Source organism: Janthinobacterium sp. NFX145, from assembly GCF_049810325.1.
Taxonomy (GTDB): domain Bacteria; phylum Pseudomonadota; class Gammaproteobacteria; order Burkholderiales; family Burkholderiaceae_D; genus Janthinobacterium; species Janthinobacterium rivuli.
Map to the genome: position 1 here is coordinate 2,804,152 of NZ_CP187360.1, position 23,970 is coordinate 2,828,121.

Genomic DNA, 23,970 nt, shown 5'->3' on the forward strand with positions numbered 1-23,970 from the left:
CCTCAGTGTTGTTGCTGCTGGTAGGTGATGCTGGAGCCCGTGCGTTTCAGGGCCACGACGAAGGCGTCGGCCAGGGTGGCCTTGGTCATCACGTCTTCCAGGTTGACGCCCAGATGCACGATGGTTTGCGCGATCTGCGGGCGGATGCCGCTGATGATGCAGTCGGCGCCCATCAGGCGCGCGGCGGCGATGGTTTTCAGCAGGTGCTGCGCCACCAGGGTGTCGACGGTCGGCACGCCCGTGATGTCGATGATGGCGATCAGGGCGCCCGTGTCGACGATCTTTTGCAGCAGGCTTTCCATCACCACCTGCGTGCGGGCGCTGTCGAGCGTGCCGATCAGGGGCAGGGCCAGCACGTTTTGCCACAGCTGCACCACGGGCGTGGACAGCTCCAGCAATTCCTGCTGCTGGCGCAATATCACCTGTTCGCGCGCCTTCTGGTAGATGGCGATGGTCAGCAGGCCCAGTTCGTCGAACAGTTTGCTGGTGCTGACGATGGCGTCGCCCAGCTGCTCCGGCTGCGCCGTGATTGCCTTGCGCAGGTAGCCGAACAGCGGCTCCTTCAGGGCGAACATGAAGCTGGCCGTGTCGATCGGCGAATAGCCCTGGCGCACGCGCGACTGCGATATTTCAGCGAGCAGCTGGCGCGTATCGTCCCAGGCGCCGCCTTCGAGGTCGAACGAATCGCCGCTTTCCAGCGCGCCCGCCAGCAGCGGCAGCAATTGCGATGCCTGCTGGCGCAGCTCGTTTTCCGCGATCTTGTCGCGCCGCACCAGGCGGGCGATCAGGCCGGCCATCCAGCCGTCCAGCAGTTCCGTGTGGTGCTCGCTGATGATGCCGGCCAGTTGCTGCGCCTGGCCCGTGCCCGTCTTGTTTTTCATGCTCATCCTTGGCTGGAGTGGAGGGTGCGGCACGGCCGCAAACGGGCCCGCGCTGTGATGAAGAAATTATAGGCAGACATGGCCGCAGCTTGTGTTCCATGCCGCACATAGTGGCCATGTCAGTATGAAATACTGGTCATTTAAAGATGCATGTAATTTGCATGTTTAAGCGAATTCCGCTACACTGGCAACACTCAACAAGATAAACACGCCATGAATATCGACAAATTCAAACAGCAGCACCTGGACATCCTGGCCGCCATCGACGACTTGCGCCAGCTGGCGCGCGGCGGTGTGGCCGCGCAGGCACAGGCCATTGCCGAACAGATCATCGCCATGAGCGGCTTGATCAAGCTGCACCTGGCCGTCGAGCAGCGTTACCTGTATCCGGCCGCGCAAGCGTCCGGCGTGGCCAAGGTGGCACAACTGGGACGCCAGTACGAAAACGAAATGCACGGCATCGCCGGCGCCTACCTCGATTTCGCCGGCCGCTGGAATACGCCAGTGCGCCTGGAAGCGGAACCCGAAGCCTTTCGCAGCGAAGCCAATACCGTCCTGCACGCGCTGTTCCAGCGCATGCGGCGCGAAGACCATGAGTTATATCCAGCCGTAGAGACGCTGGCCTAGACCGATTACTTACATTCTCACAGGAGTTCCACATGCTGACCCAAGAACAACGCGCCATCATCACGGCCACCGTCCCCATCCTCGAGCAGGGCGGTGAAGCGCTGACGCGCCACTTCTACAAGAATCTGTTCCGCGACCATCCGGAAGTGCTGCCGTACTTTAACCAGGCGCACCAGCACAGCGGCGACCAGCAGCGCGCGCTGGCCAATGGCGTGCTGATGTATGCCAAACATATCGATCAACTCGATGCGCTCGGTGACCTCGTGTCGATCATCGTCAACAAGCACGTGGCCTTGCAGATCCGCGCCGAGCACTATCCGCTGGTCGGCGCCAGCCTGCTGCAGGCGATCCGCGAAGTGCTGGGTGTAGAAGTGGCCAGCGACGCCGTCATTGATGCCTGGGGCGCGGCCTATGGCCAGCTGGCAGATATTTTGGCGGGCGAAGAAGGGCGCATCTACAAGGCGCAGGCGGCCGCGCCGGGCGGCTGGAGCGGCGCGCGCGACTTTTTAGTGCGCAGCAAGACGGTGGAAAGCGAAGAGATCACCTCCTTCCTGCTGGCGCCCGCCGATGGCCAGCCCGTGCTTGACTTCGCGCCCGGCCAGTATATCGGCGTGCTGGCCAACGTCGATGGCGTGCCCATGCGCCGCCAGTACTCCTTGTCGGCCGCCAGCAATGGCCAGACCTACCGCATCAGCGTCAAGCGCGAAGCGGGCGGCAAGGTGTCGACATTCTTCCACGATCACGTGCAGGCAGGCGACACGGTGCAGCTGACGCCGCCATCGGGCGACTTCGTGCTGAAAGACAGCGACAAGCCGCTGGTGCTGATCAGCGGCGGCGTGGGCATCACGCCAACCCTGGCCATGCTGACGGCGGCCCTGCGCGGCAAGCGTCCCGTGCATTTCATCCACGCGGCGCGCCACCACGGCGTGCACGCGTTCCGCGCGCAGATCGACGAGCTGGCCGCGCAGCACCCGCAGTTGCAGCGCTTTTACTGCTACGCGGAACATGGTGGTGAACACGACGCGCCGGACGCCGTCGGCTTGCTGAATAAGGAGCAGCTGAATCACTGGCTGCCGGCCTCGCGCGACGTCGATGCCTATTTCCTGGGACCGCAGCCATTCATGCGGGCCGTCAAGCAATACCTGCGCGAACTGGGCGTGCCGGAACAGCAGACGCACCATGAATTCTTCGGACCGGCTGCCGCCTTGAACTGATTTTCTGCCTGCCTTGTGTTGTCCCTGCGAGAAAAAACGCTGCCGTAAGGGGCGGGTAAGCCTCGCGCTGTACTGTGAATCCAAGCTCGCACAAAAGAGCACGCTTTTACATAACAGGAGGCAACACAATGCATGACGATCTGGTTCAAAAAATCAAGGGCGACCCCAGCTATCATCAGCTGGTCAAGGTGCGTTCCCGCTTCGGCTGGGCGCTGACTGGCCTGATGATGCTGGTGTATTACGGCTACATCCTGCTCATCGCCTTTAACAAGGAATTTCTGGCCACGAAAACGGGTGCCGGCGTGATGACCTGGGGCATGCCGATCGGCCTGTTCGTCATCGTGTTTACTGTGGTGATCACCGGCATTTATGTACGCCGCGCCAACAAGCAATTCGACGACCTGACCAGCGCCATTCAGGCACGGGTGCAAGCATGAACGGCGCCTCATCGATGCAACGCCCATTTTCCTGCCTGGCAGCCCTGACCTTGCTGGCGAGCGCCAGCGGCAGCGTGCTGGCAGCCGGCGCCGACCTGGGCCAGGCAGTCAAGCAACCGACCAACTGGACGGCGATCATCATGTTCGCCGCCTTCGTCATTTTTACCTTGTTCATCACCAAGTGGGCGGCTGCGAAGACCAAGTCGGCTTCCGATTTCTATACGGCTGGCGGCGGCATCACGGGTTTCCAGAACGGCCTGGCGATTGCCGGCGACTATATGTCGGCCGCATCGTTCCTCGGCATTTCCGCCGCCGTCTTTTTGAACGGCTACGATGGCCTGATCTATGCCATCGGCTTTCTCGTCGGCTGGCCCATCATCACCTTTTTGATGGCCGAGCGCTTGCGCAACCTGGGCCGCTACACGTTTGCCGACGTGGCCGCCTACCGCTTCAAGCAGGCGCCGATCCGCATCTTTTCCGCGTCCGGCACGCTCGTCGTGGTGGCGTTTTACCTGATCGCGCAGATGGTGGGCGCGGGCCAGCTGATCAAGCTGCTGTTCGGCCTCGAGTACTGGATCGCCGTCGTCCTGGTCGGTACCTTGATGATGATTTACGTGCTGTTCGGCGGCATGACGGCCACCACCTGGGTGCAGATCATCAAGGCCGTGATGTTGCTGGGCGGCGCCACCTTCATGGCCGTGGCCGTGCTGGCGCAATTCAACTTCAGCCCGGAAGCGCTGTTCGCCAAGTCGGTGGACGTGCACGCCACCAAGGAAGCCATCATGGGCCCTGGCAGTTTCATCAAGGATCCGATCTCGGCCATCTCCTTCGGCATGGCGCTGATGTTCGGCACGGCCGGCTTGCCGCACATTTTGATGCGTTTCTTCACGGTGCCGAGCGCCAAGGAAGCGCGCAAATCCGTGTTCTGGGCCACCACCTGGATCGCCTATTTCTACATTCTGACCTTCATCATCGGTTTTGGTGCCATCGTGCTGGTGAGCACCAATCCCGAGTTCAAGGATGCCGCCGGCAAGCTGCTGGGCGGTAACAACATGGCGGCCGTGCATCTGGCCAAGGCCGTGGGCGGCAACGTCTTCCTCGGCTTCATGTCGGCGGTCGCGTTCGCCACCATCCTGGCCGTCGTGGCGGGCCTGACCCTGTCGGGTGCGTCGGCCGTGTCGCACGATCTGTATGCGACCGTCATCAAGAAGGGCAAGGCGACGGGCGCCAACGAACTGAAAGTGTCGCGCGTGACGACGATCGTGCTGGGCATTATCGCCGTGGTGCTCGGTATCGCCTTTGAAAAGCAGAACATCGCCTTCATGGTCTCGCTGGCTTTCGCGATTGCCGCTTCGGCCAACTTCCCCGTGCTGTTCATGTCGGTGCTGTGGAAGGATTGCACCACGCGGGGCGCCACCATCGGCGGCTTCCTCGGTTTGACCACGGCCGTCGCGCTGACGGTGGTGTCGAAGTCCGTGTGGGTCGACGTGCTCGGCCATGGCGAAGCGCTGTTCCCTTACGCCTCGCCGGCGCTGTTCTCGATGACGGCCGGCTTCGTCGGCATCTGGCTGTTCTCGGTGCTCGACAAGAGCCCCCGCGCGCGCATCGACCGCGCCGGCTACGAAGCGCAGCAAATGCGTTCGGAAACGGGCATCGGCGCGGCAGGCGCCAGCGCGCATTGATGTTTTAGATAGTTGCTGAAAGAGACAATGCCCGGTTCGCCGGGCATTGTTGTTTTTGGCGCGCTTACTTTGCCACGCGCAGGGGGATGACGCCGGCCGCCAGCGCGGGCGCGCCTGGCGTCGCTTCGAGTATCGATGCCAGGGTCACCGTGTCGAGCACGGCCAGAAAGGCGGCCGTTGCCTGGCCCAGCTTGGCCTTCAGCAGGCAATCTGGTGTGAGCGGGCAGGTATTGCTTTCCTTGTTAAAACATTCCGCCATGAAAAAATCGCTTTCCGTCTCGCGCACAACGGTGCCGATATTGATCTCGGCCGGGTCGCGCGCCAGGCGCAGGCCGCCATTTCTCCCGCGCACCGTTTCCACGATGCCTGACAGGCCCAGCTGGTGCACCACCTTCATCAAATGATTCTTCGAGATGGAATGCAGGTCGGCGATGTCCTGGATGGTCACCAGGCGGTCGCGGTGCACGCCCAGGTACATCAGGGTGCGCAGGGTATAGTCGGTATAGGCAGTCAGTCGCATGGGCTTCGTTCATAAGATGTGGATTACATCCTTGTTTCATCCGCAGCATACAGGAGAGTGCCGGCCGTGTGTGTTGCGCCGTCACTTTTCAGCCTCGAAAGACAAAAGTTGATTGCCTTTCGCTTAAATGCGTAGTAAATTTTCATATTGTTGCCATGGCAAACAGCTCGTAAGCCCTTGTTAGCCCTTTGGGTAGGATTTTTTTTGATGGAAATCAAGAGGATGGTGAAGCAATAAGGTAAATTTACTACAAATTCGACGATGGGCGTTTCCCGGGCCGGGAAGCGCGAACTACGCAATCTGTGCGGTGCCGCCGTGGCCGCCCCAGGAAATACATACCATGCAAATGAATGAAGTGAAAGACGAGCTGCTGAGCAGCGATATCCGCCAGCTGGGCCGTCTGCTGGGCGACGCCATCCGCAACCACCTGGGCGACCCCGCCTTCGAGCGCATCGAACATGTGCGCCAGCTGGCCATCCGTTTCCGCCGCGATAATGATGAAGCGGCGCGCGCGCAACTGTCGGACGCGCTGCAAGCGCTGTCGCAGGAAGAAACCACGCAATTGACGCGCGCCTTCAGCTATTTCTCGCTGCTGGCCAATATCGCGGAAGACCAGCATCACATCCGCCGCACGCGCGCCCACTTGATCGCCGGCTCGCCGCCGCGCCAGGGTAGCCTCAGCCATGCCGTCGGCAACGTGTTTGACGCGGGCAAGGCCGATGCACTGGAAACATTCTTCGAAGATGCGTTCGTCAGCCCCGTCTTCACGGCGCACCCGACGGAAGTGCAGCGCAAGAGCATCCAGAATTGCCAGATGGCCATTGCCCGCCTGTTGAGCGAGCGCGACCGCGTGCAAATGACGCCGGAAGAAGCCGGGCAAAACGAAGAAGCGCTGGGCCGCGGCATCGTCACCCTGTGGCAGACGCGTTTGCTGCGCACGAGCAAGCTGTCGGTCATGGATGAAGTGGCCAATGGCCTGTCGTTCTACGACCATACCATCCTGCGCGAATTGCCGAAATTGTATTCCTCGCTGGAAACCATGCTGGCCCAGCGCGATGCTCGCTGGGAAGATGCGGAATTGCCCAATTTCATGAAAGTCGGCAGCTGGATAGGCGGCGACCGCGACGGCAACCCCTTCGTCACGGCCGACATCCTGCGCAGCACCCTGCAAACGCAGGCCGACAAAGTACTCGATTTTTACCTCGGTGAATTGCGCAAGCTCGCATCGCAGCTGTCGCTGGCGCAAATACTGAACGCGTGCAGCGAGCCGCTGCGCGCGCTGGCCGAACGCTCGGCCGATGCGTCGCCGCACCGGGTCGACGAACCGTACCGCCGCGCCTTGCACGGCATTCATGCGCGCCTGGACGCCACGCGCGTGGTTCTTTCCGGCAAAGGCAAGCAAGCCGACGGCGTGCAGCCCTACGCCGCGGCTGCGGAACTGCTGGCCGACCTGGACGTGGTCCAGCATTCGCTCGTCAGCAATGGCTTGCGCGCGCTGGCCCGTGGCCGGCTGCGCCAGCTGCGCCGCGCCGTCAAGGTTTTCGGCTTTTCGCTGGCGCCGCTGGACTTGCGCCAGAATTCCGACGTGCACGAGCGCGTCGTGGGCGAACTGTTCGCGGGCGCCCAGCCGGGCCTGGTCTACCTGGACCTCGATGAAGAGCAACGCATCAGCCTGCTGCTGGCCGAACTGGAATCGCCACGCCTGCTGACGTCGCCGTATGCGCAATACTCGGAAGAAACGACGTCCGAACTCGACATCTTCCGCGCCGTACGCGAAGCGCACGTCAAATACGGCAAGGAATCGGTGCCGAACTGCATCATCTCGAAGGCGGCCAGCGTGTCGGACTTGCTGGAAGTGGCTTTGCTGCTGAAAGAAGTGGGCTTGCTGCGCCAGGACAGCCGCGAAGTGGACGTCAACATCATCCCCCTGTTTGAAACCATCGACGACTTGCGCGCCGGCCCCGCCATCATGGCGCGCGCCTTCGGCTTGCCGTTCTACCGTGGCTTGCTCGAATCGCGCGCGGATCAGCAGGAAGTCATGCTCGGCTATTCGGACAGCAACAAGGACGGCGGCTTCCTCACGTCCGGCTGGGAACTTTATAAAGCCGAGATCGAGCTGGTGACGGTCTTCAAGCAATACCAGATCAAGCTGCGCTTGTTCCACGGCCGCGGCGGTTCCGTGGGCCGCGGCGGCGGACCCAGCTATGAAGCCATCCTGGCTCAGCCGGCCGGCGCCGTGCAGGGACAGATCCGCCTGACGGAGCAGGGTGAAGTCATTACGGCCAAGTATGCGAACCCGGAAGTGGGGCGCCGCAACCTGGAAGTGCTGGTGGCCGCCACCATCCAGTCGACCCTGTTGCCGCAGGCACAGCTGCAGCCGAAGGCGTCGGCCGGCGCGGGCCACCTGGCCGCGATGGAAGAGCTGTCCGGCACGGCCCTGAACGCCTACCGCGACCTGGTGTATGGCACGGAAGGGTTTGAACAGTATTTCTGGGAATCGACGGTGATCGCGGAAATTGCCGCCCTGAATATCGGCAGCCGTCCCGCCTCGCGCAAGAAATCCACGTCCATCGAGGATTTGCGCGCCATTCCCTGGGTCTTGAGCTGGGCGCAATGCCGCTTGATGCTGCCGGGCTGGTTCGGTTTCGGTTCCGCCGTGCAAGCCTACTTGGCTGCCCATCCGGCCGGCGGCGCGGACGTGCTGCGCGGCATGTACACGGACTGGCCCTTCTTCACGTCCTTGCTGTCGAACATGGATATGGTGCTGGCCAAGAGCGACATCGCCATTGCCGGCAAGTATGCGGAACTCGTCAAGGATAAAGTATTGCGCGAGGCCATCTTCACGCGCATCCGTGCCGAATACGCGGCCACCCTGGACGCCTTGAAACTGATCACGGGCCAGGAAGAGTTGCAGCAAGCAAATCCGCTGATGCAGCGGTCCATACGCAACCGTTTCCCGTATATCGACCCGCTCAATCACGTGCAGGTGGAGCTGTTGAAACGCTTCCGCGAGGGCAAGCAGGATGCTGCGGCGCGCACGGGGATACATTTGTCGATCAATGGGATTGCGGCGGGGTTGCGGAACAGCGGTTAATGAAAATCAAGCCCAACAGCTAAGGCTGGGGTCGTACCCTCAGGGTACGACCCCGGTACTTGCACTTGGGTTGGCTTTACGAACTCAGCAGAAAACAACAAGGAGACAGCATGACCATCAAAGTTGCCATCAATGGCTATGGCCGCATCGGCCGCAATGTCTTGCGCGCGTTTTATGAAGGCGGCAAGCAGCAGGATATCGAAATCGTCGCCATCAACGACCTGGGCGACGCCAAGTCGAATGCGCATCTGACGCGCTACGACACGGTGCACGGCAAGTTTCCCGGCGTCGTCACCATCGATGGCGAGAACATGCTCGTCAATGGCGACCGCATCCGCGTCTTCGCGCAGCGCGACCCGGCCCTGATACCGTGGGGCGAACTCGGTGTCGACGTGGTGCTCGAATGCACGGGTTTCTTCACGACCAAGGAAAAAGCGTCAGCCCATTTGAAGGGCGGGGCGAAAAAAGTCATCATTTCCGCACCGGGCGGCAAGGATGTGGACGCCACCATCGTGTTCGGCGTGAACCAGCACGTGCTGAAAGCCGCGGATACCGTCATTTCCAACGCGTCGTGCACGACGAATTGCCTGGCGCCATTAGTGAAACCCCTCAACGACGCCATCGGCATCGAATCGGGCCTGATGACCACCGTGCACGCCTACACGAATGACCAGGTCTTGTCTGACGTGATGCATGAAGACTTGCGCCGCGCCCGCTCGGCCACGCATTCGATGATTCCCACCAAGACGGGCGCGGCGGCCGCTGTCGGCCTCGTCTTGCCGGAGCTGAATGGCAAGCTGGACGGCTTTGCCATCCGCGTGCCGACGATTAACGTCTCGCTGGTCGACCTGTCCTTCATCGCCAAGCGCGACACGACGGTCGAGGAAGTCAACGCCTTGCTGAAAGCGGCGTCGGAAGACGCCCTGAAAGGCATCCTGACGTACCAGACGGAACCGCTCGTTTCCATCGATTTCAACCACAACCCGGCTTCGTCGAACTTCGATTCGACCCTGACCAAGGTTTCGGGCCGCCTCGTGAAAGTGTCGTCGTGGTACGACAACGAGTGGGGCTTCTCGAACCGCATGTTGGACACCACGGTCGCCCTGATGGCGGCCAAGTAAGAACGTAGTACCGCTGATCCAGCGCACCAGGACGGCCGGCCCACAAGGCTGGCCCTTGTAGCAACTTATTTTAGAAAGCAGCAACCATGACCATGCAAGTACAGCAACGCGCCACCAAGATCGTTTCCACCATCGGCCCCGCTTCGAACGATATCGACACCCTGGTCCGCATGTTCAAGGCCGGCGTCGACGTCGTGCGCCTGAACTTTTCGCATGGCAAGGCGCAAGACCATATCGACCGCGCCCGCATGGTGCGCGAAGCGGCAGCCCTGTGCGGCCGCGAAGTGGCCATCATGGCCGACTTGCAAGGCCCGAAAATTCGCGTCGGCAAGTTTGATGAAGGCAAGATTTTCCTGGAAAACGGCGCCAAGTTCATCCTCGACGCGAAATGGGGTGAAAACGGTGAACTGGGCAATCTCGAGCGCTGCGGCCTCGACTACAAGGAATTGCCGCGCGACTTGCGCGCCGCCGACGTATTGCTGCTCAATGACGGCCTGATCGTGCTGACGGTCGATAAAGTCGTCGGCAGCGAAATCCACACCACCGTCAAGATCGGTGGCGAATTGTCGAACAACAAGGGCATCAACCGCCAGGGCGGCGGCTTGTCCGCGCCAGCGCTGACGGCGAAAGACATGGAAGACGTGAAAACGGCGATGAGCTTCCAGGCCGATTACGTGGCCGTGTCCTTCCCGAAAAACGCCACCGACATGGTCATGGCGCGCCAGCTGGCCAATATCGCCGGCGAAGCGTGGGACCACAAGCCGATGATGATCGCCAAGATTGAACGCGCGGAAGCCATTCCAGCGCTGCAAGAAATTCTCGACGCGTCCGACGGCATCATGGTGGCCCGCGGCGATCTGGCCGTGGAAGTGGGCAATGCGGCCGTGCCGGCCCTGCAAAAACGCATGATCAAGATGGCGCGCGCGTCAAATAAACTGGCGATCACGGCCACGCAGATGATGGAATCGATGATCGTCAACGCCGTGCCGACCCGCGCGGAAGTGTCCGACGTGGCCAATGCCGTACTGGACGGCACGGACGCCGTCATGACGTCGGCGGAAACGGCGTCTGGCCGCTATCCGATCGAAACGGTGGAAGCGATGGCCGCCATCTGCCTGGACGCGGAAAAATGGGATACCTGCAAGCTGGACGCCGATTTCCTCAACGCCACGTTCTCGCGCATCGACCAGTCGATCGCCTACGGCGCCCTGTTTACAGCCCACCACCTGCGCGTAAAGGCCATCGCCACGCTGACGGAATCGGGTTCCACGGCACTGTGGATGAGCCGTTGCAACATCGACATCCCCATCGTCGCGCTGACCCCGAGCGTGGGCACGCGCCGCAAGCTGGCCCTGTACCGCAACGTCAGCACCCTGGAACTGACGTCCGGTACGGACCGCGACAAGGTTTTGCAGCAGGCGGAAGATTTGCTGGTCGAGCATAAAGTCGTGGCCAAGGGCGACACCGTTGTGCTGACCTGGGGCGAGCCGATGGGCAAGGTCGGCGGCACGAACGCGCTGAAAATCATGAAGATCGGCCAGCACTGACCGTCTCGCCCGCCGCCACTCGCCTGCAGCCTTAAGAATGGCTGAAAAACAGGCGCTTGGCCGCCCGCCGCAATGGCAGATGCCCAATCTGCCATTGCGGTGACCCCATTTCCGTGTCAGCATGGCTTTCCTGCCTTCCAGGGTGCATCCGGAGTTCATGATGACCGAGTACTTGCCTGCCTTGATCTGGTCGCTGTCGGCCTTCGCTTGCCTCTTCATCGCCAAACACCGCGCCTTACGAATAACGGCCATCCGTGCCGTCCTGGTGACTTTCCTGGGGCCGTTTGTTATTCCCTTCGTGCTGGCCGCAAGGCCCGAGATACGCCGCTAAGCGTGTGGCCTGCGCGCGTTCCTCTTTGCTATAGTCAAGTTTTTAGCTGAGGAATGCCCATGCAGCGCAGCGCGCCCCTGTTTCTGATGACCATCCTTGCCCTGTCCACGGCCACGTTCGCTTCGGCGGCCGAGCCGGCGCAGCGCTTGCAACGTGCCACCGGACTGTGGAAGGTGACGCCCGCCACCTCGCCATTTTCCTGGGAAATCTGCGTCGACCACGCGCGCGACCGGCTGATCGACGACGACCTGTGGTCCGATTTCGAACAGGAATGCCAGATCGAGTCGCACAGCCGCCAGGGTGATAGTTACCATTTTCAATCCAGCTGTCCGGACGCCAGGCTGACCGTCACCTTCAAGGGCGACCTGGCCAAGGCATATACCCTGAGCGCCGACACCACCGTGCAAATCAATGGCAAGAGCGAAGTGCAGCGCACGGAACTGGCGGCCGTGTTCCAGGGCGCTTGTCCGGCCGGGCTGGCGCCGGGAGCGAAGAAAATGCGCGGCGGCATGGTGATGAAGAGCTTGTATACCGACCGCTAGAAGATTACCGCCACGCTGAAACAACAGTTTCCAGGGATAGGCAGGCGCCGGCATTGACGCCGGAGGCCATGATTTGTGATAATGAGAATTATTATCAATTGGCCGCGCCTTGCCTTGCGCGCATCGGAGTCCCAGTGAACATTGCGCAGTCCAGCGAGTCGATAGCCGGCATTTACAGCCACCACCATGGCTGGCTGATGCGCTGGCTGCGCGCCAAGCTGCAGTGCGCCGACCATGCGGCCGACCTGGCACACGATACCTTCGTGCGCCTGCTGACGGCGCCGCCGGAGAACCGGCAAGCCTTGCGCGAACCGCGCGCCTATCTGACGACCGTGGCGCAGCGCCTGCTGATCGATCATTACCGGCGCCTGTCGCTGGAGCAGGCCTGGCTGGAAACGCTGGCGCAGCAGCCTGAATTGCTGATGCAGTCGCCGGAAGAACGGCTGCTCGTGCGCGAAGCCCTGCAGCGCATCGATGCCATGCTCGACGGCTTGCCGCCGCCGGTACGCAGCGCCTTCCTGTTGGCCCACGTTGACGGCCTCGGCTACGGGGAAATCGCCCGGCGCCTGGCCGTGAGCGAGCGCAGCATCAAGCGCTACATGGTGCAGGCGTTCGAGCGCTGCATCCTGCTGATCCTGTGAGCGCCATCGATCCCCGCGCCGCACGCGCGGCGGCGCAATGGCTGGTGCGCCTGCACGGGGGCGCCTTGACTCACGACGAGCAGCAAGCGTTCCATGCCTGGCGCGCCAGCGATCCCGCGCATGAAGCGGCCTGGCAGCGGGCCGAACTGGTGTGCAGCACCCTGGCCAGCGTGCCGCCCGCCCTGCGCCAGGCGGCGGACGCGGCGGTGCCGTCGCCGCAGCGGCGCGCCGTGCTCTATGGCCTGGCGGGGCTGATCGCGGCCGGGCCGGCCCTGTGGCTGGCCAGCCAGTCGGCGCCCTGGCAAGCGTGGCGCGCCGACATCCGCACGGCCAGGGGCGAAATCCGCCACATGACATTACCCGACGGCACGCAGCTGGTGCTCAATACGGACACGGCCATCGACGTGCACTACGGAGCGGAGGAGCGGCTGGTGATGCTGCATGCCGGTGAAATCCATGTCGCCACGGCGCAGGACGGGGCCGTGCCGGCGCGTCCGTTTCTCGTGCGCAGCAGCAATGGCGCCGTGCGCGCGCTGGGCACGCATTTCAGCGTGCGCCAGCGTGGTAGCGTGCTGGCGCCGCGCACCGAGGTCAGCGTCAGCGAGGGGGCCGTCGAGATCGCGCCATCGCAGGCGCCCGAGGCATTGCACAGGGTCGATGCAGGCCGGCAGGGCAGTTTCGACGACGTGGCCGTTTCGGCCCTGACGCCGTTGTCACCGCATGCGGATGCCTGGCTGCGGGGCGTACTGATCGCCGAGCGCATGCCGCTGGGCGAGGTGCTGGAGCAGGTGGCGCGCTACCGCTATGGCGTGCTGCGCTGCGATCCCGCGCTGGCCGCCATGCCCGTGGACGGCATTTTCCAGCTGAACGATCCGGACAACATCCTGCTGTTACTGCAGCGCTCTCTGCCAATCCGGCTGGCGCGCCGCACGCGCTACTGGATCAGTGTCGAGGCGGCTTGAGCTGGTCGGCTTACGCGCGGCTGCGCCCCGCTAAGCCGACCTACGGTTTGTGCGGATATGGGCGGTTTGGCGTGCTTGTGTAGGTCGGCTTAGCCCGCAGGGCGTAAGCCGACAGGCAACACCGGCTGGCTTTGTCGGCTTACGCGTGGCTGCGCCCCGCTAAGCCGACCTACGGTGTTCCGTCTAGCAAATATGCGCCACTATTTACATTTTCCTTGTCCCTTTTTGCGGATTGCTTCGTCATACAAGATAGAGAACGAACAATCCGAACCATCGAAAGGGCTTTACATGGCTTTGCAGCAGCGCAATTTGACAACGGCACGCATGACGCTCCATCCCACCACCGGCGCCGTGCGCGCCGCGCTGGTCCTGTTCCTCGCCGTGGGCGCCGCCGGCGCCGGCTTGCCGCAAATGGCGCTGGCCGCCGAGTCCGCCCCGGCCGTCACCGCACGCGACTATCATATCCCCGCCGGCAGCCTGCGCGACGCGTTGCCCGCGTTTGCCATCGCCGCCGGGATCAATCTGTCCACCCAGGGCGTGGCGCTCGACGGCCTGGCGACGCCGGGCTTGCAGGGGCGCCATGGTGTCACGGCCGGCCTGCAAAAACTGCTGCAAGGCAGCGGCCTCGAAGTGACGGACGGTGGCAATGGCAATTACCTGCTGCGCAAGATCAATGCCAGCACGGCCGATGGCGGCCTGGCCAGCATGCCGGCCGTGGTCGTCAGCGCCGAGGCCGACCGCGCCACGGAAGGCACGGGGCTATACACGTCGAGGAATATGTCGACGGCCACAGGCTTGAACTTGTCGCAGCGCCACACGCCGCAAACGGTGAGCGTCATTTCGCGCCAGCAAATGGAAGATTTCGATCTGACCACCCTGCAGGACGTGGCGCGCGCCACGCCCGGCATCTATGGCAAAACGCAGGGCGTGTCCGACCAGGAAACCAGGTATTTCGCGCGCGGCTTCGCCTTGAGCCACGTGAATGTCGATGGCTTGCCGCTCGACGTCACGGATTTCAATGAGCGCAACGTCTCGGCCGACATGCTGATGTACGACCGCGTGGAAGTGGTGCGCGGCGCCACCGGCCTGATGGAAGGGGCGGGCGCGCCGTCTGGCAGCATCAACATGGTGCGCAAGCGTCCCACGGCCACGCCCTTGCTGGATGCCTCCATTCACCTGGGCAGCTGGAAGGACCGGCAATTGACGGTGGACGCCAGCAATGCGCTGAACGACTCGGGCAGCGTGCGCGGGCGCGTGGCGGCCAGCCTGCGCGACAGCGATAGTTTTGTGGACGTGGTCAACAACAAGAACAGCACCGTGTATGCGATCGTCGAGGCGGACCTGACACCATCGACCACGGCCGGCATCGGTTTTTCGCGCCAGCACAGCCGCACCGACGGCGTGTTCGTCGGCTTGCCGACTTTGCTTGACGGCCGTCACATGGACTTGCCCCGCTCGACTTTCCTGAACAATGCTGATTCCTTCCAGAAACGCGACAACAACGTCCTCTTCGCCGACCTGGAAACAACGCTGGAGAAGGGCTGGCGCAGCCGCTTTGCCATCACGCATATCGACGCCTCGTCGGACACGCGCAATACCACCAACAGCCGCGTCGCTGGCGAAACGTATCTGCTGGAACAGTCGGAAACGGGCTGGAAGTACGGCACGCAACAAGTGGTGGCGGACTGGCGCTTGAGCGGCCCCGTCACCTGGTTCGGCCGCCAGCATGACGTGATCGTCGGCGCCAGCTACCGCCATGACGATTCGGACGCGGCCCAGAGCTGGGAAGGCGCGCAAACGCGCGTGATCGATATCCGCCACTGGAATCCGCGCGCCTACCGCATGAACGGCGCGCCATTTGAGCCGTACAACTGGGGCCGCAAGACGGACGAGAAGGGCCTGTACGCGGCCGGCAACTTCAGCCTGGCCGATCCGCTGCGCCTGGTGCTGGGCGGGCGCTTCGGCTGGTATGCGCAGGATGTCACGGGCTGGTATGCCACCAATCCGACGTGGCGCCGCAGCCTGACGGAGAACGCGAAATTTACGCCGTACGCTGGCCTCGTCTACGATCTGGACCAGCACCACTCCATGTATGCGAGCGGCACGCAGATATTCGAGCCGCAAAGCGTGCTCGATGTCAAAGGCAATACCTTGCCGCCGTTGAGCGGCACCAATCTGGAAGTGGGCGTCAAGGGAGAATATTTTGGCGGCAGGCTCAACGCCAGCGGCGCCTTGTTCCGCATCCGGCAAAACAACCGCGCCATGACCGATGAAGTCAATTGCCCCACGGGCGGCCCCATCTATTGCGCCCGCGCGGCCGGGCAAGTGCAAAGCGAAGGCGTCGACTTGCAATTGTCGGGCTCGCCATTGCCGGGCTGGCAGATTTCGGGAGGCTACACCTATGTGCTGGCCAAGTACACGAAGGACAGCGTGGCCGCCAACATCGGCCAGCGCATCGCCACCGATGAACCGAAGCAATTGTTCAAGCTGTACACGAACGTGCAGCTGAGCGGCAGCCTGGCGCCATGGAATGTGGGTGCCTCCGTGTACGCGCAGGACAAGATCTACCGACGCGATACGGCTTACCTGACGCGGCAGGGCGGCTACGCCATCGTCGGGCTGACGGCCGGCTATCGCATCAATGAGCAGCTACAGCTGCGCGTGAATATCGATAACGTGCTCGACCGCCGCTACTATCAGGCGCTCGGCTATTCCTGGTCGGGCGGGCTGGAACGCTACGGCGCGCCGCGCAGCGTGCTTGTCTCGCTGAACTACAAGATGTAGCGGCTGCGCCAGCGGAGCGCGCCCGTGCGGGCGCCTCTGCTACACTGCCGCCGTCTTTATCTTTCCCCTTTGCCATGACCGCTACTCCTGTCCTCACACCCCTGAAAAACGCCTTCCAGCAATCGCGCGCCGAGAATAACATCGAGCTGATCCTGCCTGAACTGCTGGCCGCGCAATTGCACGTCGTCATCGGCGGACAAAGCGAGCAGATCGACCTGTTCCTCGTGCCGTCCCCCAATCCCGAGCGCCAGTGCGTCACGGTGGCGGAAGATCTGGCCTTCCTGGCCGGCATCGCCTTTCCGAAGATTCCCGTCACGGGCGCGCAATTGGTCGCCTCGATTCCGGCCGAGATCGAAATCGTCATCCTGCATGGCGATGGCGCCAATTACCTGACGCGCGAGCAACTGGCGTGGTTCCGCGGCATGCTGGCGCAGCATACTTGAGCGGCATTCCCGCCAGGCGATTCAAGCCGGCGCGCGCTGAATGGATACGCTTTGCGGCCGCCGACGATGCCAGCGCGCAAGCGGCGATGATGGCCAATCTGCGTCCCGTGCTGTGGCGCAGCGTGCTGCTGGGCGGCTGCGCCCTGATCCTCGCCTTTGTCGGACAAGCCGTCTGGCGCGATGCGGCGTACGCGGGCGAGGCAGTGCTGCTGCTCCTGCCGGCGCTGGCCGCATGGATCGTCGCTCTGTTCGTGCTGACTGGCCCCGCTCTGTCTTTTCATGTCGAAATCAACGACGCCGGCCTGTTGCTGCGCCGGGTGGCGCGGCGCCTGCCTGGCCATGACAAGGTGCTGCAACTGGCGCCGCGGCAGATCCGCGCGCTCGAGGTGGTGACCTACGCGGGCGCGGTGAATGTCTACCGCGGCGGGCCGCCGATGGCGCGCGTGGAGCTGCTGCTGCACACGATCCTCGGCGACTGTCCGCTGATCCGCGTGGTGGGCATGGATCTGCCCGTGCCGCAGCGCTGGTCCTTGCGGCAGATCACGGACGAGCTGAGCGACCGCTGTACGCTGGCCGGTATCCCTGTGGCCGTGCGGGCCGGTCCGACTTATCAGGCATCTGCCGCCATACGCGCGCAGTGGCCGCCAGCCTGAACAGACGAGCGCTGTCGCATGGCGACCTCAGAATATTGCCTTTCTTACCATAGTATTGCTGAAGTCCTATGAATATGTTCGCAAAGCAACTATACTCATGGCTCTTTAAAAATCATCGTCACGCTGGCGGCCAGCCATCCGCGCCAGAGTTCGTACGCATTCCGCTTTTTCCCTCTGTAAAAAGCACCTTTCCCCCGCGCGGCAGGCGCGGGCGTGATGACCGAGCCTTGCCCTGGTCGACTGCTACCGTTGTCTTTTCCGCTGTGTTGCCGCTTTAGTAAAAAGCGTGGCGCCGGCGCGCGCGGTGCGCCGTCATGTTTTGCGACATCACGTTTCACTCTATTGAGTTCACGACAGTATGCTGAGTTCCATCTTTGCCGTATCGACCGATACCATGCAGTACATCTATGGCACGCACAATGCGTGGCTGGTGCTGTTTTCCATCGGCATCGCCATCTTTGCCTCGTTCATGGCCTTGCAGATCGCCGGCATGGCGCGCAGCAGCGAGCGCGGCTTCCAGCGCCAGACGGCCATCATCACGGGCGCCATCGCGCTGGGCGGCGGCATCTGGTCGATGCACTTCATCGGCATGCTGGCTTTCGACATCTGCACGCGCGTGTCCTTCGACCCCAGCCTGACCTTGCTGTCGATGCTGCCCGGCGTGGCCGCCTCGTGGGTGGCGCTGCACATGCTGGCGCGTCCGAGCATCAACTGGCGCCAGCTGGTGGTGGGCGGCGTGCTCGTCGGCGTGGGCATCGGTTCCATGCATTACAGCGGCATGGCCGCCATGCAGACTTCGCTGACCCTGCATTACCAGCCGTGGCTGTTCGCCCTGTCGCTGGTGGTGGCGGTCGTCATGGCCATGCTGGCGCTGTGGATACGCTTCGGCCTGAGCGCCATGCGTTTGCGCCTCAGTCCCCTGGCGTCCTTGCTGGTCAGCAGCGTCGTCATGGGGTTGGCCATTTCCGGCATGCATTACACGGGCATGCTGGCGGCGCGTTTTTCCGGCACGCCCACGGCAGGCGAGAACACGATCACGGTGCAAGCGTCGTTCGTGGCGCTGGCCGTGGCCCTGATCACCGTCACCCTGACCGTTTTCGTGGCCGCCGCGAATGGCTTGCTGCGCTACCGCCAGTTGCTGCGCCACGCCAGCGCCAGCGAATCGCGCCTGCGCGCCATCGTCGATACGGCGGCCGACGGCTTGATCACCATCGATGGCCAGGGCAAGGTGCGTTCCTTCAACCCCGCCGCGGAAAGCTTGTTCGGCTGGCGCGAAGCGGACATCGTGGGGCGCGACGCCAGCGTGCTGCTGCAGCCGGCCGACGCGGCCGAGTACCAGGGCTATCTGCGCGACTACCTGGAAACGGGCGCCTCGCGCATCCTCGACAGCGGACGCGAACTCGATGGCTGCCACAAGGATGGCACGGTGCTGCCCATGCGCGTGGCGATCGGCAAGATCGACACGCCGGGCCAGCCCCTGTTCGTGGCGTTCGTCACGGACATGCGCTCGTCGCGCAGCATGGAGCAGGCGCTCAAGGACAGCGAGCGCCAGTACCGCACCCTGATCCGCAATATCCCCGGCGTGTCCTTCCACTGCAGCTTCGCGCCCGAATGGAAGATGATCTTCATCAGCGACGCCGTTTTCAATCTGACGGGCTGGATGCCGCAGGACTTCATCGAGGGACGCGTGCGCCTGTTCGAGCTCGTGCACCCGGACGACCGCCAGCGCGTCAACGACACCTGCGTGCAGGCGGCCGGCGAAAAGCGCGATTTCGAGAACGTCTACCGCATGATGCACCGCGACGGGCGCGAGCGCTGGGTGCGCGAAAGCAGCGGCCCCGTGCTCGATAACGACGGCGTGGTGCGCTGGATCGACGGCGTCATCCTCGATATCACGGAAAGCGAATTGCGCAACGCCGAATACGAAGGCAAGGTGACTGCCATCTCGCGCGCGACGGCCGTCGCCGAGTTTGACCTGCAGGGGCGCATCCTGGCGGCCAACGAGAACTTCCTCGACCTGGTCGGCTACCGGCTCGACGACGTGCTGGGCCTGCACCACAGCATCTTCTGCGAACCGGGCTATGTGACCTCGCCCGATTACATCGCGTTCTGGCAGCACCTGGCGCAGGGTGAATTCAACACGGGCGAGTACAAGCGCATCGGCAAGGATGGCGGCGAAGTGTGGATACAGGCCTCGTACAACCCGATCTTCAACACGGACGGCAAGCCGTTCAAGGTGGTCAAGCTGGCCACGGACGTGAGCGAACGGCGCGCCATGCAGGAAAACCTGCGTGCGGCAAAAGACCGCGCCGAACTGGCCGCCGAATCGAAGACCAGCTTCCTGGCCAACATGAGCCATGAAATCCGCACGCCGATGAACGCCATCATCGGCTTCACGGAAGTGCTGCTGGGCACAGCCCTGGACAGCCTGCAGCGCCGCCACCTGGGCACGGTGCGCCAGTCGGCCCGCTCGCTGCTGGAACTGCTGAACGACATCCTCGATATGGCCAAGCTGGAAAAGGGCGCGACCGAACTGGAACTGGTGGACTTTTCGCTGCCCGACCTGGTCGACCACGTGGCCGCGTCGCTGCGCGTCACGGCGCATGCGCGCGACCTGGTGCTGCATGTCGACGTCGATCCCGGCATGGGCCAGTTCTTCCTCGGCGACGCGCGCCGGGTGCAGCAGGTGCTGACGAACTTGATCGGCAACGCCGTCAAGTTCACGGAAGTGGGCCATGTGCGCGTGGCCGTCGGCATGCAGGGCGAGCAGGTGCATATCGCCGTGCACGACACGGGCATCGGCATCCCGGCCGACCGCCTGGATAAAATCTTTGCCCCGTTTACGCAAGCCGATTCCTCGATGAGCCGGCGCTTTGGCGGCACGGGCCTGGGCACGACGATTTCGCTGCAACTGGTCGAGCTGATGAAAGGCAGCATCACGGTGGAGAGCACCCTGGGCGTGGGCAGCGTGTTCCACGTGCTGCTGCCGCTGGCGTCGGGCAAGGCCGTGGCGCGCCGCAGCGAGCAACCGGTGGTGGCCTTGCCGCCGCTGCGCATCCTGGCGGCCGACGACGTGCCGCAGAACGTGGAGCTGCTCTTGATCAGCCTGGGCGCGGCGGGCCACCAGGTGATCGCCGCCAGCGATGGCGAGAGCGCCGTGCGCGAGTTCAGCAAGGGCAGTTTCGACATCGTCCTGATGGACGTGCAGATGCCGCGCATGGATGGCCTGGAAGCGACGCGTTTGATCCGCGTGTTCGAGCGCGAACAGGGCCTCAAGGCGACGCCCATCATCGCCCTGACGGCCAGCGTGCTGGAACAGGACCGGCGCGCCGCGCAGACGGCCGGCATGAACGGCTTTGCTTCAAAGCCGCTGGAAATGCACAAGCTGACGGCGGAAATCGCCCGCCTGCTCGATATCGCCGTGGCCATGCCGACGCCAGCCGCTGGCGCGGCGGCACGCGCGGCCGCCGGCCAGGTCGACTGGCAGCGCGGCATCGCCCTGTGGGGCGGACGCGAAGCCTTGCAGCGCGCGATTGGCCGCTTCGTGCAGGCCAATGGCGATTGCGCCGCCATGCTGGCGGCGGAACTGGAGCGCGGCGGCGTCAGCGTGGCAGGCCATCTGCTGCACCGTATCAAGGGCGCGGCGGGCAACCTGTGCCTGGTGCAGGTCGAAAGCCTGCTGGGACGCATCGAGCAAGCCATCGCGCGCCAGCTGCCGGTGACGCAATTGCTGGTGCAGCTGGCGGCCGCCTTCATGGCGCTGGCCGGCGAGCTGGAAGAGGCGGGGCTGCCGGCTGTGGCCATGCAGGCGCCGGCCGCCGGCGCGCCCCTCGATGCCTCCGCCGCGGGCGCCTTGCTGCGGCAAGCCATCGCCAGCCTGGAAGGCGGGCAACTGGACGACGCCCTGATGGCGCAGATCGCCGCCATGCTGGCGCCGCACGGCCAGCAGCCGCGCCTGCAGGCGCTGGCCAGCGCCATCGACGACTTTGAATTTGCGCGCGCCGCGGGCGTGCTGCGCCAGCTGCTGGCGTGGCTGGAAACGCCAGCGCCTGCCGACCTTTCCTGATATTGGGCTAACGATGACATTACACGAAGACAAACCGATCCTGCTGCTGGTCGACGATGAAGCGACGAATCTGCAGGTGCTGCGCCAGATTTTGCAGGACGATTACCGCCTGCTGTATGCCAAGGATGGCGAGAAGGCGCTGGAGCTGGCGCAGAACAATCCCGTCGAACTGATCCTGCTCGACATCATGATGCCCGCCATGACGGGCTATGAAGTGTGCCGGCATCTGAAGGCCATGCCGGCCACCGCGTCCATCCCCGTCATTTTTGTGACGGCCCTGTGCGACGTGAAGGACGAGGCGGACGGCTTTGATGCCGGCGCAGTCGACTACATCACGAAACCCGTCAGCCCGCCCATCGTGCGCGCCCGCGTGCGCACGCATCTGTCGCTGGTCGACGCCGAGGAATTGCGCCGTTCGCGCCTGCAGGTGATCCAGACCCTGGGCCAGGCGGCCGAATACAAGGACAACGAGACGGGCATGCACGTCATCCGCATGAGCTATTACGCGCGCCAGCTGGCGCTGGCGGCCGGCTACAGCGCGGCCAGGGCGGAAGATTTATTGAATGCGGCGCCCATGCACGACGTGGGCAAGATCGGCATCCCCGACGCCATCCTGCAAAAGCCGGGCAAGCTCGATGCGGACGAGTGGCAAGTCATGCGCCGCCACGCGGAAATCGGCGCGGCCATTATCGGCGAGCACGCAAGCGGCCTGCTGAAAATGGCGCGCACCATCGCCCTGACGCACCACGAGAAATGGGATGGCAGCGGCTATCCGCAAGGCTTGAAAGGCGAGGAAATCCCGCATGAGGGCCGCATCGTCGCCATCGCCGACGTCTTCGACGCCCTCACCAGCGAACGCCCGTACAAGCGCGCCTGGACCATCGACGAAGCCATCGCCACCATGCAGCGCGACAGCGGCACGCACTTCGACCCGGAGCTGCTGGCGCTGTTCGTGGAACAGCTGCCAGCCATGCTGGAGATCAAGGACAAGTGGCGCGAGCCGGTATAGGGAATCTCAGATCAGGGCGGGTCCACGCGCAGGTGATCGGCCAGCAACTGTGCATACGCAGCGCTGCCGCCGAATGCCAGCTGTGAGCACGCCATGGTCTGGCCCAAGGTTGCCATGTGGCGCGATGAAATGGCATACGCAAGTTTGCCGGGCTGGCGGCGCGATGGATACATGAAACCGTGAATCGCGCCGGCTTCCTGTGCGATGATCTGATCCAGCTGCCAGCCCAGCCATTGGCACCAGCCGTGATCGGGGCTGCGCAATTGGTCAAAAATACCGAGCCGGCTGGCGGCAAGTCCTGTCAGATCGAGCAATTGCAGCGGGGTGCTGAATGACAAGGTCGCGATCAGCGCTTGTTGCGCGCCATGCGCGATATAAAAGGTGCCCGGGCGCGTGACGTCGTTGCGGCAAAGCTGGGCTTCCCAGGCTGCCGTGCAGGTATCTTCCGCGATATAGACCCAGTGATAGGGGAAGCCGTTTGAGTCAGCCAGCTCGGCGGGCGGCCCGAAGCGGTAGGTGCGTTCGACCTTCGCGGGCCAGATGGATGCCACGTTCCACGCTGCGCGTACCAAGGGTTGGCCTGCTTGATGGGTGGCAAGATTGCTTAATAATTCAACGCGCAGCGATGTCAATGCCGGCAGGCGCGCAGCCATGTCCGGTGGGACGGGGGACGTTGTATGTCCGTGTTGCATGTTAACCCACGATGTCAGCCATCCTCCTATGCTGCCACTTCGCCACCGCAAGCACCTTGCGCAATCTCTCGTTTGCCGGCAGATTCAGCAGCGCCTGCTGGCCTGGATGGATCTCGGCCCGCGTCTCGAACGATTTGCCTGCGAGCATCTCTGCTGGCGACAGTTCGTTGAGTTCGTCTGCACCACTGACCCAGAAGGCATGGATTTCACTGCTGGGCTGGCCGGCAAGGATGGCCAGTACCGGCGCGATCAGTTCCGGTACGGGCTGGACAAATTGCCATGCAGGAAACTCCTTGCCGATACTGCGCCCCTTGGGCGTCACGCAATAAAACCGATTGTTTTCCACCGCGCGATACAGCGACGCTTGCGACAGTTCCACCCATCCTTGTCCAATGACATCGGACACCTTGAGTTTTGACACGGGAAGCTGGAGCGGCGTGAGCGGCGGCGGGGCGCCCAGCGAGGCGCGCGCCTCATGGAGCGCGCGCGTGGCCAGGTCGATCAGGCGCGGGCGCTCGGGCCCTTGCGCCAGTATGTCGAGCTGTGCGGTCACGAGGCGCGAGAATTGTTCCACCAGCCGCAGGTCGCTATCCGTTAATGCCTGAAGCTCGGGCGCCAGAGTATCGTGATGCAGATGCGCTGTCATGATGATTCCTTTGCAGTAGCGTGGTAAAGAACATCATATACAAGATTCTCATGTTTCGCAACTTTATCATGTGATGTA

20 protein-coding genes are annotated in these 23,970 nt (G+C 63.2%); 16 read left to right on the forward strand and 4 right to left on the reverse strand.

The window, feature by feature from the left end:
- Positions 1-2: 2 nt before the first annotated feature.
- Positions 3-881, reverse strand: coding sequence for an STAS domain-containing protein (locus ACPJXG_RS12530; protein ID WP_425254449.1), 879 nt, complete (start codon positions 879-881; stop codon positions 3-5).
- Positions 882-1,094: 213 nt separating this feature from the next.
- Between ACPJXG_RS12530 and ACPJXG_RS12535 the strand changes: the two genes are divergently transcribed.
- From ACPJXG_RS12535 to ACPJXG_RS12550, 4 genes are all read left to right on the forward strand, one after another.
- Positions 1,095-1,508 carry a hemerythrin domain-containing protein gene (locus ACPJXG_RS12535; protein WP_099402142.1) on the forward strand — a complete coding sequence of 138 codons (414 nt, stop codon included), beginning with the start codon at positions 1,095-1,097 and terminating at the stop codon, positions 1,506-1,508.
- A 32-nt stretch (positions 1,509-1,540) separates the two neighbouring features.
- Positions 1,541-2,722: an NO-inducible flavohemoprotein gene (gene hmpA, locus ACPJXG_RS12540; protein ID WP_425254450.1), complete on the forward strand. Its 1,182-nt coding sequence runs from the start codon at positions 1,541-1,543 to the stop codon at positions 2,720-2,722.
- Between the two features lie 128 nt (positions 2,723-2,850).
- Positions 2,851-3,159, forward strand: coding sequence for a DUF485 domain-containing protein (locus ACPJXG_RS12545; protein ID WP_225241489.1), 309 nt, complete (start codon positions 2,851-2,853; stop codon positions 3,157-3,159).
- Between the two features lie 14 nt (positions 3,160-3,173).
- The gene (locus ACPJXG_RS12550) at positions 3,174-4,841 is read left to right on the forward strand and encodes a cation acetate symporter (RefSeq protein ID WP_425254744.1); all 1,668 of its coding nucleotides are present in this window, start codon (positions 3,174-3,176) and stop codon (positions 4,839-4,841) included.
- 64 nt (positions 4,842-4,905) lie between these two features.
- On the opposite strand, the gene ACPJXG_RS12555 is transcribed toward ACPJXG_RS12550, so the two are convergent.
- Entirely contained in the window at positions 4,906-5,361 is a 456-nt protein-coding gene (locus tag ACPJXG_RS12555) for an RrF2 family transcriptional regulator (RefSeq protein WP_035819341.1), read from the reverse strand.
- A gap of 340 nt (positions 5,362-5,701) precedes the next feature.
- Here ACPJXG_RS12555 and ppc point away from each other — a divergent pair, with 340 nt between their 5' ends.
- The 12 genes from ppc to ACPJXG_RS12615 all read left to right on the forward strand — a co-directional run bounded on the left by ppc (position 5,702) and on the right by ACPJXG_RS12615 (position 22,554).
- Positions 5,702-8,455: a phosphoenolpyruvate carboxylase gene (gene ppc, locus ACPJXG_RS12560; RefSeq protein ID WP_425254451.1), complete on the forward strand. Its 2,754-nt coding sequence runs from the start codon at positions 5,702-5,704 to the stop codon at positions 8,453-8,455.
- A gap of 110 nt (positions 8,456-8,565) precedes the next feature.
- Positions 8,566-9,576, forward strand: a complete 1,011-nt coding sequence (gene gap, locus ACPJXG_RS12565) for a type I glyceraldehyde-3-phosphate dehydrogenase (RefSeq protein WP_425254452.1) — start codon at positions 8,566-8,568, stop codon at positions 9,574-9,576.
- Positions 9,577-9,662: 86 nt separating this feature from the next.
- Positions 9,663-11,123 (forward strand): pyruvate kinase, encoded by a 1,461-nt coding sequence (gene pyk / locus ACPJXG_RS12570; RefSeq protein ID WP_425254453.1) that lies wholly within the window; start codon positions 9,663-9,665, stop codon positions 11,121-11,123.
- Between the two features lie 157 nt (positions 11,124-11,280).
- Positions 11,281-11,454: a hypothetical protein gene (locus ACPJXG_RS12575; protein ID WP_161784151.1), complete on the forward strand. Its 174-nt coding sequence runs from the start codon at positions 11,281-11,283 to the stop codon at positions 11,452-11,454.
- 59 nt (positions 11,455-11,513) lie between these two features.
- The gene (locus tag ACPJXG_RS12580; RefSeq protein WP_425254454.1) at positions 11,514-11,996 is read left to right on the forward strand and encodes a DUF3617 domain-containing protein; all 483 of its coding nucleotides are present in this window, start codon (positions 11,514-11,516) and stop codon (positions 11,994-11,996) included.
- Between the two features lie 134 nt (positions 11,997-12,130).
- Positions 12,131-12,637 carry a sigma-70 family RNA polymerase sigma factor gene (locus ACPJXG_RS12585; protein ID WP_278316052.1) on the forward strand — a complete coding sequence of 169 codons (507 nt, stop codon included), beginning with the start codon at positions 12,131-12,133 and terminating at the stop codon, positions 12,635-12,637.
- On the forward strand, positions 12,634-13,599 hold the full coding sequence (locus tag ACPJXG_RS12590) for a FecR domain-containing protein (RefSeq protein WP_278316051.1): 966 nt from the start codon (positions 12,634-12,636) through the stop codon (positions 13,597-13,599). The genes ACPJXG_RS12585 and ACPJXG_RS12590 overlap by 4 nt, the downstream gene beginning before the upstream one ends.
- Positions 13,600-13,923: 324 nt before the next feature.
- Positions 13,924-16,383 carry a TonB-dependent siderophore receptor gene (locus ACPJXG_RS12595; RefSeq protein ID WP_425254455.1) on the forward strand — a complete coding sequence of 820 codons (2,460 nt, stop codon included), beginning with the start codon at positions 13,924-13,926 and terminating at the stop codon, positions 16,381-16,383.
- A gap of 74 nt (positions 16,384-16,457) precedes the next feature.
- The gene (locus ACPJXG_RS12600) at positions 16,458-16,826 is read left to right on the forward strand and encodes a hypothetical protein (protein ID WP_402718425.1); all 369 of its coding nucleotides are present in this window, start codon (positions 16,458-16,460) and stop codon (positions 16,824-16,826) included.
- A complete protein-coding gene (locus ACPJXG_RS12605) occupies positions 16,823-17,479 on the forward strand; it encodes a hypothetical protein (protein ID WP_425254456.1) in 657 nt (218 codons plus the stop codon). Before ACPJXG_RS12600 ends, ACPJXG_RS12605 begins: the two co-directional genes overlap by 4 nt.
- A 358-nt stretch (positions 17,480-17,837) precedes the next feature.
- The gene (locus ACPJXG_RS12610) at positions 17,838-21,545 is read left to right on the forward strand and encodes a PAS domain S-box protein (protein WP_425254457.1); all 3,708 of its coding nucleotides are present in this window, start codon (positions 17,838-17,840) and stop codon (positions 21,543-21,545) included.
- Between the two features lie 13 nt (positions 21,546-21,558).
- Positions 21,559-22,554, forward strand: coding sequence for an HD domain-containing phosphohydrolase (locus ACPJXG_RS12615; protein WP_425254458.1), 996 nt, complete (start codon positions 21,559-21,561; stop codon positions 22,552-22,554).
- Between the two features lie 11 nt (positions 22,555-22,565).
- Here ACPJXG_RS12615 and ACPJXG_RS12620 read toward each other — a convergent pair whose 3' ends face one another.
- Together ACPJXG_RS12620 and ACPJXG_RS12625 are read right to left on the reverse strand one after the other, a co-directional pair.
- Positions 22,566-23,207 (reverse strand): RES family NAD+ phosphorylase, encoded by a 642-nt coding sequence (locus tag ACPJXG_RS12620; protein ID WP_425254459.1) that lies wholly within the window; start codon positions 23,205-23,207, stop codon positions 22,566-22,568.
- 40 nt (positions 23,208-23,247) lie between these two features.
- The gene (locus tag ACPJXG_RS12625) at positions 23,248-23,892 is read right to left on the reverse strand and encodes a hypothetical protein (RefSeq protein WP_425254460.1); all 645 of its coding nucleotides are present in this window, start codon (positions 23,890-23,892) and stop codon (positions 23,248-23,250) included.
- Between the last annotated feature and the right edge of the window lie 78 nt (positions 23,893-23,970).